The 13,584-nt window shown below is 54.1% G+C and carries 8 protein-coding genes, 2 tRNA genes and 3 rRNA genes; 6 read left to right on the top strand and 7 right to left on the bottom strand.

Annotated features, from left to right (window positions below; genetic code table 11):
• Positions 1-25: 25 nt before the first annotated feature.
• Positions 26-496, bottom strand: a complete 471-nt coding sequence (locus ACB496_RS01930; RefSeq protein ID WP_371974219.1) for an FxsA family protein — start codon at positions 494-496, stop codon at positions 26-28.
• A gap of 334 nt (positions 497-830) precedes the next feature.
• Here ACB496_RS01930 and aspA point away from each other — a divergent pair, with 334 nt between their 5' ends.
• The 5 genes from aspA to ACB496_RS01905 all read left to right on the top strand — a co-directional run bounded on the left by aspA (position 831) and on the right by ACB496_RS01905 (position 6,406).
• The gene (gene aspA / locus ACB496_RS01925) at positions 831-2,267 is read left to right on the top strand and encodes an aspartate ammonia-lyase (RefSeq protein ID WP_100777921.1); all 1,437 of its coding nucleotides are present in this window, start codon (positions 831-833) and stop codon (positions 2,265-2,267) included.
• A 115-nt stretch (positions 2,268-2,382) separates the two neighbouring features.
• Entirely contained in the window at positions 2,383-3,684 is a 1,302-nt protein-coding gene (locus tag ACB496_RS01920) for an anaerobic C4-dicarboxylate transporter (protein WP_100777922.1), read from the top strand.
• Positions 3,685-3,795: 111 nt separating this feature from the next.
• The gene (gene cutA, locus ACB496_RS01915) at positions 3,796-4,119 is read left to right on the top strand and encodes a divalent cation tolerance protein CutA (protein ID WP_095280450.1); all 324 of its coding nucleotides are present in this window, start codon (positions 3,796-3,798) and stop codon (positions 4,117-4,119) included.
• Entirely contained in the window at positions 4,095-5,783 is a 1,689-nt protein-coding gene (locus ACB496_RS01910; RefSeq protein WP_371974216.1) for a protein-disulfide reductase DsbD, read from the top strand. Before cutA ends, ACB496_RS01910 begins: the two co-directional genes overlap by 25 nt.
• A gap of 47 nt (positions 5,784-5,830) precedes the next feature.
• Positions 5,831-6,406, top strand: coding sequence for a transcriptional regulator (locus ACB496_RS01905; RefSeq protein ID WP_102104422.1), 576 nt, complete (start codon positions 5,831-5,833; stop codon positions 6,404-6,406).
• Here ACB496_RS01905 and ACB496_RS01900 read toward each other — a convergent pair.
• Together ACB496_RS01900 and ACB496_RS01895 are read right to left on the bottom strand one after the other, a co-directional pair.
• Positions 6,403-6,993 carry a LysE family translocator gene (locus ACB496_RS01900; RefSeq protein ID WP_371974214.1) on the bottom strand — a complete coding sequence of 197 codons (591 nt, stop codon included), beginning with the start codon at positions 6,991-6,993 and terminating at the stop codon, positions 6,403-6,405. The genes ACB496_RS01905 and ACB496_RS01900 overlap by 4 nt on opposite strands.
• Before the next feature lie 36 nt (positions 6,994-7,029).
• Positions 7,030-7,875 (bottom strand): AraC family transcriptional regulator, encoded by an 846-nt coding sequence (locus ACB496_RS01895; RefSeq protein ID WP_158238460.1) that lies wholly within the window; start codon positions 7,873-7,875, stop codon positions 7,030-7,032.
• A gap of 170 nt (positions 7,876-8,045) precedes the next feature.
• Between ACB496_RS01895 and ACB496_RS01890 the strand changes: the two genes are divergently transcribed.
• Positions 8,046-8,121 (top strand) — tRNA-Phe (locus ACB496_RS01890).
• Between the two features lie 343 nt (positions 8,122-8,464).
• Here the strand turns inward: ACB496_RS01890 and rrf are convergent.
• The 4 genes from rrf to ACB496_RS01870 form a co-directional block, all read right to left on the bottom strand.
• Positions 8,465-8,580: ribosomal RNA gene (gene rrf / locus ACB496_RS01885) — 5S ribosomal RNA — on the bottom strand.
• A 95-nt stretch (positions 8,581-8,675) separates the two neighbouring features.
• A 23S ribosomal RNA gene (locus ACB496_RS01880) occupies positions 8,676-11,581 on the bottom strand.
• Positions 11,582-11,800: 219 nt separating this feature from the next.
• Positions 11,801-11,876 (bottom strand) — tRNA-Glu (locus ACB496_RS01875).
• A gap of 85 nt (positions 11,877-11,961) precedes the next feature.
• Positions 11,962-13,501: ribosomal RNA gene (locus ACB496_RS01870) — 16S ribosomal RNA — on the bottom strand.
• The 16S, 23S and 5S rRNA genes sit together here with 1 tRNA gene alongside, the layout of an rRNA operon.
• Between the last annotated feature and the right edge of the window lie 83 nt (positions 13,502-13,584).

Raw genomic sequence — 13,584 nt, 5'->3', positions numbered from 1 at the left:
AGCGAAGCGCCACCGGGTACGCCTGTCAGCGGTCGTCTTTATGATCGAGGCGGTCGCGATGATCGTCCTTGCGCTGAAACTCCCCGTCAAAGGTCTCTCCATTTCCCGGCCCAGTGCTGAAACCGCCGCCAGGCATGCGGTTAAAACGCAGATGCGGTAGCAGTCTCATGGTCAGAAGTTTTTGCACCGGTGGCAACAGCAGTAACAGGCCAAGGAAATCGGTGAAGAACCCCGGCAGAATCAGCAGCAGGCCCGCAAGAATCAGGGACACGCTTTTGATCATCTCGGCTGCCGGGCTTTCTCCCGCCGCCATCTTCTGCTGCATTAACAGGAAATTTTTGAAACCCTGATTGCGCACCAGCGACATCCCAATTACGGATGTGAAGATGACCAGGATCAGCGTCAGCAGGACGCCCAGCACGTGGGCGACCTGGATAAAAATAGAAATCTCGATGTAAACATAGAGAAAAATGGCAATAAAAGGTATCCAGCGCACTGGTTTCTCCTGTGTGGCAGACGCCTCTGGCCTCTGTCTGTATGTGTTTGCGAGTCGCGTCTTTCTGAGATGGAGACGGTTAGCCAAATTTCAATCGGTTTGCACGGATATTTTTTCTGGAAATATTCAAGCGGTGATTCATTTCACAGATTAATAATTATCATGAGATGAGGGCGATAATAAGTGATCCAGATTACGGCAATTCGCTATCATCAGCATATGATCTCGAGTATCTGGCTGATTGAGGGAATAATCGTCGGTCAGCAAATATTGAAAACCACATATCTACTGTGTGTTTAGTACAATCCATCGGCCGCTTTAAAAGAAGGTTCACATGTTAAACAACATTCGTATCGAAGAAGATTTGTTGGGTACCAGGGAAGTTCCAGCGGATGCCTACTACGGTATTCACACTCTGAGAGCGATTGAAAACTTTTACATCAGCAACAACAAAATCAGCGACATCCCTGAATTTGTACGTGGCATGGTGATGGTGAAAAAAGCCGCAGCACTGGCAAACAAAGAGCTGCAAACCATTCCGAAAAGCGCTGCAAATGCCATCATCGCCGCCTGCGATGAAGTGCTGAACAACGGCAAATGCATGGATCAGTTCCCGGTTGACGTCTATCAGGGCGGTGCGGGGACCTCCGTCAACATGAATACCAACGAGGTGCTGGCAAACATCGGTCTTGAACTGATGGGCCACCAGAAAGGTGAGTACCAGTACCTCAATCCAAACGACCACGTTAACAAGTGCCAGTCTACCAACGACGCCTACCCGACCGGTTTCCGTATCGCCGTTTACGCCTCTGTGGTGAAACTGATCGACGCGATTAACCAGCTGGGTGATGGCTTCCAGCGTAAAGCCGTTGAGTTCCAGGACATTCTGAAAATGGGCCGTACCCAGCTGCAGGATGCCGTGCCGATGACCCTCGGCCAGGAATTCCATGCCTTTAACGTGCTGCTGAACGAAGAGACCCGCAACATCCTGCGCACCTCTGAGCTGCTGCTGGAAGTGAACCTTGGCGCCACCGCCATCGGTACGCGTCTGAATACCCCGGACGGCTATCAACAGCTGGCGGTGCAGAAACTGGCGGAAGTCTCCAATCTGGCGGTTGTTCCGGCGGAGGACCTGATCGAAGCGACCTCCGACTGCGGTGCCTACGTGATGGTGCACAGTGCGCTGAAACGTCTGGCAGTGAAACTCTCCAAAATCTGTAACGACCTGCGCCTGCTCTCCTCCGGTCCACGCGCTGGCCTGAACGAAATCAACCTGCCAGAACTGCAGGCCGGTTCGTCCATCATGCCAGCTAAAGTGAACCCGGTTGTGCCAGAAGTGGTTAACCAGGTGTGCTTCAAAGTCATCGGCAACGACATTACCGTGACCATGGCCTCCGAAGCGGGTCAGCTGCAGTTGAACGTCATGGAGCCAGTGATTGGCCAGGCGATGTTTGAATCCATCCACATTCTGACCAATGCCTGCTACAACCTGCTGGAAAAATGCATTAACGGCATCACGGCGAACAAAGCCGTGTGCGAAAGCTTCGTCTACAACTCCATCGGTATCGTCACTTACCTGAACCCGTTCATCGGCCACCATAACGGTGACATCGTCGGGAAGATTTGTGCCGAAACCGGTAAGAGCGTGCGCGAAGTCGTCCTTGAGCGTGGACTGCTGACAGAGGCTGAGCTGGATGATATCTTCTCGGCGCAGAACCTGATGCACCCGGCCTACAAAGCGAAGCGTTATACCGATGAAAGCGAACAATAACAGTTCGGGTTAAACTTCCGAAAGGCACGTCACTTGTGACGTGCCTTTTTGCTTTTATAGGACATCACAAAAATAACATTTACGTATCCAACAACTAACATTCAAGGAAGCGATTATGATTGTCATTGAGCTGATTATCGTTTTAGCGGCGATTTTCCTCGGCGCCAGGCTAGGAGGGATTGGTATCGGCTATGCCGGGGGTTTGGGCGTGCTGGTTCTGGCAGCCATTGGTGTCGCACCGGGGAAAATCCCGTTTGACGTTATCTCCATCATCATGGCGGTGATTGCAGCCATCTCGGCCATGCAGATTGCGGGTGGTCTGGATTATCTGGTTAATCAAACGGAAAAACTGCTGCGCAAAAACCCGAAATACATCACCATTCTCGCGCCGGTCGTGACCTACTTCCTGACGATTTTTGCCGGTACGGGCAACATCTCTCTGGCAACGCTGCCGGTTATTGCCGAAGTGGCGAAAGAGCAAGGTATTAAGCCGTGCCGCCCACTGTCGACTGCTGTGGTGTCCGCGCAGATCGCGATTACCGCCTCGCCGATTTCTGCCGCAGTGGTCTATATGTCATCGGTAATGGAAGGTCATGGCGTTAGCTATATTCATCTGCTCTCCGTGGTGATCCCCTCGACGCTGCTGGCTGTGCTGCTGATGTCGTTCCTGGTCACTATACTGTTTAACTCCAAACTTTCTGACGATCCGGTGTACCTGAAACGTCTGGAAGAAGGTCTGATCGAACTGCGCGGTGAAAATAAAGTTGAGATCAAACCACGCGCGAAACTGTCGGTACTGCTGTTCCTGCTGGGCGTGGTCTGTGTGGTGATTTATGCCATCGTCAACAGCCCAAGCCTCGGCCTGGTGGCAACACCGCTGATGAATACCACCAACGCAATCCTGATTATTATGCTGAGCGTCGCGACCCTGACCACCGTGCTGTGCGGCGTGGAAACGGACAGCATTCTCAGCTCCAGCACCTTCAAAGCCGGGATGAGCGCCTGTATCTGTATCCTCGGCGTGGCGTGGCTGGGTGATACCTTCGTTTCCCACAATATCGACTGGATTAAAGAGACCGCAGGTACCGTGATTCAGGGCCATCCGTGGCTGCTGGCGGTGATTTTCTTTGTGGCTTCCGCGCTGCTGTATTCTCAGGCCGCGACGGCGAAAGCGCTGATGCCGATGGCGCTGGCACTGAACGTGTCGCCGCTGACCGCTGTGGCCTCTTTCGCTGCCGTTTCTGGCCTGTTTATTCTGCCAACCTATCCGACGCTGGTCGCGGCCGTGCAGATGGACGATACCGGGACGACGCGCATCGGACGCTTCGTCTTTAACCATCCGTTCTTTATTCCGGGCACGATGGGCGTGGTGTTTGCCGTGTGCTTCGGTTTCCTGATCGGTAGCGTGATTCTTTAAGCTTTCGGTGTTGTAAAAATAGTTAAAGTCGGGCCGCTCAGCGGCCCGATTCATTAATGCCCTCAGGCTCAGCGTGATATAGTGATTTTTTCGCGAAGAGGAGGTCGAGTAGTGAATACACCTGACGCTGTCGTTGTACTGTGTACCGCCCCCGATGAAGCCACTGCCCAGGAGCTTGCCGCCAAAGTGCTGGCAGAACAGCTCGCTGCCTGTGTGACGATCCTGCCTGGCGCAACCTCGATGTACTACTGGGAAGGCAAGCTGGAACAGGAGTACGAAGTGCAGATGCTGCTGAAAACCAACGTCGCGCATCAGCAAGCGCTTCTCGACTGCCTCAAGTCTCATCATCCATACCAGACCCCAGAACTGCTGGTGCTGCCAGTGGTTCACGGCGATAACGATTATCTCTCATGGCTCAACGCTTCCTTACGCTGATCCTGCTGCTGTGCAGCACATCAGTTTTTGCCGGGTTGTTCGACGCGCCCGGCCGCTCTAATTTTATTCCCGCCGACCAGGCGTTTGTCTTCGACTTCCAGCAGTACCAGCACGATCTCAATCTGACCTGGCAGGTCAAAGAGGGCTATTACCTCTACCGCAAGCAGGTGAGCATTACCCCCGCTCGCGCGACCGTTGGCGAGCCGCAGCTGCCCGCAGGCGAATGGCACGAAGATGAGTTCTACGGCAAAAGCGAAATCTATCGCCATCGGCTGACAGTGCCGGTCACGGTAAATCAGGCCAGTTCGGGCGCCACGCTGACGGTGACATACCAGGGCTGCGCCGACGCAGGTTTCTGCTATCCGCCAGAGACCAAAGTGGTACCGCTGAGCGAAGTGCAGGCGTCCCCAGCACCTTCAGCTCCCGCAGTGGAAACGGATGATACCAGTGCTAAGCTGCCCTTCTCCGCGCTGTGGGCGCTATTGATCGGTATTGGTATCGCCTTCACGCCCTGTGTCCTGCCGATGTATCCCCTGATTTCCGGCATCGTCCTCGGCGGCAAACAGCGTTTATCCACCGCCCGTGCGTTGCTGCTGGCCTTTATCTACGTACAGGGGATGGCGCTGACATACACCGCCCTTGGCCTGATCGTGGCCGCAGCAGGGCTTCAGTTCCAGGCGGCGCTCCAGCACCCTTATGTGCTCATCGGGCTGTCGGTGGTCTTTACCCTGCTGGCACTGTCGATGTTTGGGTTATTCACCTTGCAGCTGCCGTCGTCACTGCAAACACGCCTGACACTGATGAGCAACCGTCAGCAGGGCGGTTCTGCTGGCGGCGTCTTTGCAATGGGCGCCATTGCCGGGCTGATCTGCTCCCCCTGCACCACCGCGCCGCTCAGCGCCATTCTGCTTTACATCGCTCAGAGCGGGAACATGTGGTTCGGTGGCGGGACGCTCTATCTTTATGCACTGGGCATGGGGCTGCCGCTGATTCTGGTCACCGTCTTTGGCAACCGTCTGCTGCCGAAAAGCGGTCCGTGGATGGAAACCGTGAAAACGGCGTTCGGCTTTGTGATTCTGGCACTGCCGGTATTCCTGCTCGAACGTGTGATTGGCGATGTCTGGGGAGTGCGCCTGTGGGCGCTTCTGGGTGTGGCGTTCTTCGGCTGGGCATTTATTACCAGCCTGCAGGCGCAGAAGCCGTGGATGCGAATCGTGCAAATTATCCTGCTGGCCGCCGCGCTGGTGAGCGTGCGTCCCCTTCAGGACTGGGCGTTTGGTTCCCCAGGCGTACAAACCCAGGCGCATCTTAGCTTTACTCAAATCAGTAACGTTGATGAGCTGAACACCGCCCTGGCGCAGGCCAAAGGCAAACCCGTGATGCTCGATCTCTACGCCGACTGGTGCGTAGCCTGTAAAGAGTTTGAAAAATACACCTTTAGCGATCCGCAGGTGCAAAACGCGCTGAAAAATACCGTTCTGCTGCAGGCCAATGTGACGGCCAATAACGCGCAGGACAAGGCTCTGTTAAAACAGCTCAACGTGCTCGGCCTGCCGACTATTTTGTTCTTTAATGAGCAAGGAGAAGAGCAGCCTGCCGGACGCGTGACGGGTTTTATGGATGCCGCAGCGTTCAGCGCGCATTTGCGCGATCGCCAACCGTAAACGACACTGTTAACGGGAGAAACCGTTAGCATTGGGAGGAGAAAACCGTGCAACGTGAAGACGTACTGGGACAAGCCCTGCAATTACTTGAGGTTCAAGGGATCGCCAGCACCACGCTTGAGATGGTTGCCGAACGCATCGATTATCCTCTGGATGAGCTTCGCCGCTTCTGGCCCGATAAAGAAGCGCTGCTGTACGACGCCCTGCGCTATCTGAGCCAGCAGGTGGATATCTGGCGCAGGCAGTTAATGCTTAACGAAGAGCTGACGGACGAGCAGAAAATACTGGCGCGTTATACGGCCCTCGCGGATTGCGTTCGCAACAAACGCTACCCGGGCTGCCTGTTTATCGCCGCCTGCACTTTCTATCCTGATCCAGGGCACCCGATCCATCAGCTGGCGGATCAGCAAAAAAGCGCGGCGCACGACTTTACCCATGAGCTGCTCACCCGACTCGAAGTCGACGATCCGGCAATGGTCGCGCGGCAGATGGAGCTGGTGCTGGAAGGTTGCCTGAGCCGTATGCTGGTCAATCGCAGCCTGGCTGACGTCGAGACGGCGCACCGTCTCGCGGAAGATATCCTGCGTTTTGCGCAGTGCCGTATGGGTGGCGCGCTGACTTAAGCCAGGATGCCTGCCCACGCAGAGATAAGCAGGCAAAGCGCCATTACGCGTTGAAAGCGCACCATCGCCACGGTGGTGCGAAACACCCGATTTACCGCCTTTCCCAGCCACGCCCAGCACATCAGACACGCAATCGAAATGATTAAGAACCAGAGCGCCATCAGCGCCACCTCCCGCAGGGCATGCTCTCCCACTGGCGCAAACAGGCTCACGACGGCCAACGCCATCATCCATGTCTTTGGATTGATCACCTGTAAAAGCGCCGCCGCACGCGCCGTAAAACGGTGATGCGAGCCATGTGACAGGTTTGCCGCTGGCGCACTGAATAACTGCCAGCTCATCCAGCTTAACCACAGCACGCCAGCCCAGCTCATCACCTGACGAATCAGCGGGTACTGGCGCAACACTTCCCCGGCACCCGCACCAGAGATCAGCACGATGGCACTGGCCGCCATACAGCCGCTGACAAGAGCAGGAATCGTCGCCTTGACCCCGTAGTGCTGGCTGTTGGTCAGAACAAGGATATTGGTTGGGCCGGGCGTTATCGAGGCGACAAAAGCAAACAGCAGAAACGGCATCACGTTCACAGGTAGCTCCTTATTTTTGGAGCTCTGACTGTGCCGCTATTTTCTGGAAACGTCTGGAAGGTTTGTGCACAACTTTCGGTAATGGGCTGGGGTGATGCGATAGGCCCGCTGGAACCAGCGTCCAAGATGGCTCTGATCGGCAAAACCCAGCGACGCAGCGACATCCACCGGTAAATCGCCACGAGCCAACATCTGACGGGCTTTGGCGAGCCGAAGCTGGATAAGCCAGGCGTGCGGTGCCAGATGGAACTCACGTTTGAAACAGCGCGTCAGCGTAAAGCGATCGGTTCCCGTCTCGCGCGCAAGATCAGACAGCCCAAGATTTTCGCCCATATGCGCATACAGATAGTCACGCGCCCGATGTGCCACCGCCGCGCTTTGCAGTTGCGAAGGGAGCCTTTTGCGCCAGTGGCAATGGGAAGTGATCTGCGCCAGCATGTGATCCATCGTGCTTTGCTGGACGATTTTCATCTCATCCTGATGCAGCGCATTAAACGTCTCACCGATGGTGCGAACCAGCTGCGGCTCACGCGTCAGGGTTTGCGCAAAATGGAGTGAATAACTACCGGGCGTGGATTCGTATAGCCCGTGCAGCGTGTTATTCAGCCACTGTTCGTCCAGATAGAACGTCAGATAGGTAAAGCCGCCCTCGACGGGGGCATCGCCATCATGGATTTCACCGGGTTCAAGCAGAAAGGCATCTCCCGGCTGGCTCTGGTGACGCTCGCGGCGGCAATGGAACTGCTGAGTGCCAGAAAGCGTAATGCCCACCAGATAGCTGTCGTGCCAGTGTGGGTCGAAAGCATGGCCTTCGAAGTGTGCCTTAATGGTTTCAATACCTGTGTCTGCATGCTGACGTAGCTCAAGCCAGTCGTTCGCCATATCGCCCTCCTCTGATCTGTCAGCATTGCTATTTAGCCCCCTCCTTGTCTGGAAGATTTGTGCAATTTCGCGGTGCAAACGGACAGATTGCCGTAAAGTTAAGCAGTTGAACAGCTTTTCCTGAATTAGGGTTGACGACCATCCGGGATTAAGGTTTAATGCGCTCCGTTGCCCGGATAGCTCAGTCGGTAGAGCAGGGGATTGAAAATCCCCGTGTCCTTGGTTCGATTCCGAGTCCGGGCACCACTATTTAGAAAAACCAGCCTTAGGGCTGGTTTTTTGCTTTTGGGGATTCGGTAAATTCTGGCCGTGTCATTCAACACTATGGATTGCTTCCCCACAGTCTGAACGCCTCTTTTCAGCAGTACTTCGCTCGAATTCCACTACTCGACTTACTTTTTCAAGCTTATAGCGGCGCTATAAGAGGCTGACTCTTTGCATAGAAGGGGTTTGATGCGATTGAGGAGGGTGATTCGTGACTGGATGGCAGGACAGTAACCGGGCTGTTGTGCCGGTCTGGGACTATTTTGGATAATGACAAAAACGCAAAAAGGCCATCCTCGCGGATGGCCTCTTCACTTAATTTGATGCCTGGCAGTTCCCTACTCTCACATGGGGAGACCCCACACTACCATCGGCGCTACGGCGTTTCACTTCTGAGTTCGGCATGGGGTCAGGTGGGACCACCGCGCTAAAGCCGCCAGGCAAATTCTGTATCAACACGCATCTCTGCGCATTAATTAATCTGTATCAGCTGAAAATCGACTGTCTCTGCTTCGCCAAAACATCTTCGGCGTTGTAAGGTTAAGCCTCACGGTTCATTAGTACTGGTTAGCTCAATACATCGCTGCACTTACACACCCAGCCTATCAACGTCGTAGTCTTCAACGTTCCTTCAGGACTCTCAAGGAGTCAGGGAGAACTCATCTCGGGGCAAGTTTCGTGCTTAGATGCTTTCAGCACTTATCTTTTCCGCATTTAGCTACCGGGCAATGCCATTGGCATGACAACCCGAACACCAGTGATGCGTCCACTCCGGTCCTCTCGTACTAGGAGCAGCCCCCCTCAATTCTCCAGCGCCCACGGCAGATAGGGACCGAACTGTCTCACGACGTTCTAAACCCAGCTCGCGTACCACTTTAAACGGCGAACAGCCGTACCCTTGGGACCTACTTCAGCCCCAGGATGTGATGAGCCGACATCGAGGTGCCAAACACCGCCGTCGATATGAACTCTTGGGCGGTATCAGCCTGTTATCCCCGGAGTACCTTTTATCCGTTGAGCGATGGCCCTTCCATTCAGAACCACCGGATCACTATGACCTGCTTTCGCACCTGCTCGAGCCGTCACTCTCGCAGTCAAGCTAGCTTATGCCATTGCACTAACCTCCTGATGTCCGACCAGGATTAGCTAACCTTCGTGCTCCTCCGTTACTCTTTAGGAGGAGACCGCCCCAGTCAAACTACCCACCAGACACTGTCCGCAACCCGGATTACGGGTCTACGTTAGAACACCAGCCATTAAAGGGTGGTATTTCAAGGTTGGCTCCACGCAGACTGGCGTCCACGCTTCAAAGCCTCCCACCTATCCTACACATCAAGGACCAGTGTTCAGTGTCAAGCTATAGTAAAGGTTCACGGGGTCTTTCCGTCTTGCCGCGGGTACACTGCATCTTCACAGCGAGTTCAATTTCACTGAGTCTCGGGTGGAGACAGCCTGGCCATCATTACGCCATTCGTGCAGGTCGGAACTTACCCGACAAGGAATTTCGCTACCTTAGGACCGTTATAGTTACGGCCGCCGTTTACCGGGGCTTCGATCAAGAGCTTCGCGTTGCCGCTAACCCCATCAATTAACCTTCCGGCACCGGGCAGGCGTCACACCGTATACGTCCACTTTCGTGTTTGCACAGTGCTGTGTTTTTAATAAACAGTTGCAGCCAGCTGGTATCTTCGACTGGTTTCAGCTCCGTCCGCAGGGACTTCACCTACACACCAGCGTGCCTTCTCCCGAAGTTACGGCACCATTTTGCCTAGTTCCTTCACCCGAGTTCTCTCAAGCGCCTTGGTATTCTCTACCTGACCACCTGTGTCGGTTTGGGGTACGATTTGATGTTACCTGATGCTTAGAGGCTTTTCCTGGAAGCAGGGCATTTGTTACTTCAGCACCGTAGTGCCTCGTCATCACACCTCAGCGTTAAAAAGGTACCGGATTTACCTGGAACCTCCGCCTACATGCTTAAACCGGGACAACCGTCGCCCGGCTAACATAGCCTTCTCCGTCCCCCCTTCGCAGTAACACCAAGTACAGGAATATTAACCTGTTTCCCATCGACTACGCCTTTCGGCCTCGCCTTAGGGGTCGACTCACCCTGCCCCGATTAACGTTGGACAGGAACCCTTGGTCTTCCGGCGAGCGGGCTTTTCACCCGCTTTATCGTTACTTATGTCAGCATTCGCACTTCTGATACCTCCAGCATGCCTCACAGCACACCTTCAACGGCTTACAGAACGCTCCCCTACCCAACAACACCTAAGTGTCGCTGCCGCAGCTTCGGTGCATGGTTTAGCCCCGTTACATCTTCCGCGCAGGCCGACTCGACCAGTGAGCTATTACGCTTTCTTTAAATGATGGCTGCTTCTAAGCCAACATCCTGGCTGTCTGTGCCTTCCCACATCGTTTCCCACTTAACCATGACTTTGGGACCTTAGCTGGCGGTCTGGGTTGTTTCCCTCTTCACGACGGACGTTAGCACCCGCCGTGTGTCTCCCGTGATAACATTCTTCGGTATTCGTAGTTTGCATCGGGTTGGTAAGCCGGGATGGCCCCCTAGCCGAAACAGTGCTCTACCCCCGAAGATGAGTTCACGAGGCGCTACCTAAATAGCTTTCGGGGAGAACCAGCTATCTCCCGGTTTGATTGGCCTTTCACCCCCAGCCACAAGTCATCCGCTAATTTTTCAACATTAGTCGGTTCGGTCCTCCAGTTAGTGTTACCCAACCTTCAACCTGCCCATGGCTAGATCACCGGGTTTCGGGTCTATACCCTGCAACTTAACGCCCAGTTAAGACTCGGTTTCCCTTCGGCTCCCCTATACGGTTAACCTTGCTACAGAATATAAGTCGCTGACCCATTATACAAAAGGTACGCAGTCACCCCATAAAGAGGCTCCCACTGCTTGTACGTACACGGTTTCAGGTTCTTTTTCACTCCCCTCGCCGGGGTTCTTTTCGCCTTTCCCTCACGGTACTGGTTCACTATCGGTCAGTCAGGAGTATTTAGCCTTGGAGGATGGTCCCCCCATATTCAGACAGGATACCACGTGTCCCGCCCTACTCTTCGAGTTCACAACGTGTGCATTTTTGTGTACGGGACTTTCACCCTGTATCGTGCGACTTTCCAGACGCTTCCACTAACACACGCGCTGATTCAGACTCTGGGCTCCTCCCCGTTCGCTCGCCGCTACTGGGGGAATCTCGGTTGATTTCTTTTCCTCGGGGTACTTAGATGTTTCAGTTCCCCCGGTTCGCCTCATGCCACTATGTATTCATGACATGATAGTGTGTCGGAACACACTGGGTTTCCCCATTCGGGTATCGCCGGGTCAAAGGTTCATATCACCTCGCCGACGCTTATCGCAGATTAGCACGCCCTTCATCGCCTCTGACTGCCAGGGCATCCACCGTGTACGCTTAGTCGCTTAACCTCACAACCCGAAGATGTTTCGTAAAACATCATCGTGTCGCGAAAATTTGAGAGACTCGAACACACCGTCACTCTGTTCTTATTACGGAGAACAGACGCAGTGTGTCGTTTCAATTTTCAGCTTGATCCAGATTTTTAAAGAGCAAATATCTCAAACATGATTCCTGAGAATCAGTTTTGAGATATTAAGGCAGGTGACTTTCACTCACAAACCAGCAAGTGGCGTCCCCTAGGGGATTCGAACCCCTGTTACCGCCGTGAAAGGGCGGTGTCCTGGGCCTCTAGACGAAGGGGACACTGAAGTCTCAATCGCAAGACGCCTTGCTATTTACTTTTCATCAGACAATCTGTGTGGACACTACAAAGGCAGGTTCTTTCAGGTAAGGAGGTGATCCAACCGCAGGTTCCCCTACGGTTACCTTGTTACGACTTCACCCCAGTCATGAATCACAAAGTGGTAAGCGCCCTCCCGAAGGTTAAGCTACCTACTTCTTTTGCAACCCACTCCCATGGTGTGACGGGCGGTGTGTACAAGGCCCGGGAACGTATTCACCGTAGCATTCTGATCTACGATTACTAGCGATTCCGACTTCATGGAGTCGAGTTGCAGACTCCAATCCGGACTACGACGTACTTTATGAGGTCCGCTTGCTCTCGCGAGGTCGCTTCTCTTTGTATACGCCATTGTAGCACGTGTGTAGCCCTACTCGTAAGGGCCATGATGACTTGACGTCATCCCCACCTTCCTCCAGTTTATCACTGGCAGTCTCCTTTGAGTTCCCGGCCGGACCGCTGGCAACAAAGGATAAGGGTTGCGCTCGTTGCGGGACTTAACCCAACATTTCACAACACGAGCTGACGACAGCCATGCAGCACCTGTCTCACGGTTCCCGAAGGCACTAAAGCATCTCTGCTAAATTCCGTGGATGTCAAGAGTAGGTAAGGTTCTTCGCGTTGCATCGAATTAAACCACATGCTCCACCGCTTGTGCGGGCCCCCGTCAATTCATTTGAGTTTTAACCTTGCGGCCGTACTCCCCAGGCGGTCGACTTAACGCGTTAGCTCCGGAAGCCACTCCTCAAGGGAACAACCTCCAAGTCGACATCGTTTACGGCGTGGACTACCAGGGTATCTAATCCTGTTTGCTCCCCACGCTTTCGCACCTGAGCGTCAGTCTTTGTCCAGGGGGCCGCCTTCGCCACCGGTATTCCTCCAGATCTCTACGCATTTCACCGCTACACCTGGAATTCTACCCCCCTCTACAAGACTCTAGCCTGCCAGTTTCGAATGCAGTTCCCAGGTTGAGCCCGGGGATTTCACATCCGACTTGACAGACCGCCTGCGTGCGCTTTACGCCCAGTAATTCCGATTAACGCTTGCACCCTCCGTATTACCGCGGCTGCTGGCACGGAGTTAGCCGGTGCTTCTTCTGCGAGTAACGTCAATCACTGTGGTTATTAACCACAATGCCTTCCTCCTCGCTGAAAGTACTTTACAACCCGAAGGCCTTCTTCATACACGCGGCATGGCTGCATCAGGCTTGCGCCCATTGTGCAATATTCCCCACTGCTGCCTCCCGTAGGAGTCTGGACCGTGTCTCAGTTCCAGTGTGGCTGGTCATCCTCTCAGACCAGCTAGGGATCGTCGCCTAGGTGAGCCGTTACCCCACCTACTAGCTAATCCCATCTGGGCACATCTGATGGCAAGAGGCCCGAAGGTCCCCCTCTTTGGTCTTGCGACGTTATGCGGTATTAGCTACCGTTTCCAGTAGTTATCCCCCTCCATCAGGCAGTTTCCCAGACATTACTCACCCGTCCGCCGCTCGTCACCCGAGAGCAAGCTCTCTGTGCTACCGCTCGACTTGCATGTGTTAGGCCTGCCGCCAGCGTTCAATCTGAGCCATGATCAAACTCTTCAATTTAAGTTTGATGCTCGTGAATTAAACTTCGTAATGAATTACGTATGTTCACTCAGAGACTTTGGTATTCATTTAGCGTCTTGCGA

The organism is Lelliottia nimipressuralis, assembly GCF_041464075.1.
In the GTDB taxonomy this organism is placed as follows: Bacteria; Pseudomonadota; Gammaproteobacteria; order Enterobacterales; family Enterobacteriaceae; genus Enterobacter; species Enterobacter nimipressuralis.
Note: the sequence above shows the minus strand (reverse complement) of the source record. Positions and strands in the feature narration are given on the sequence as shown.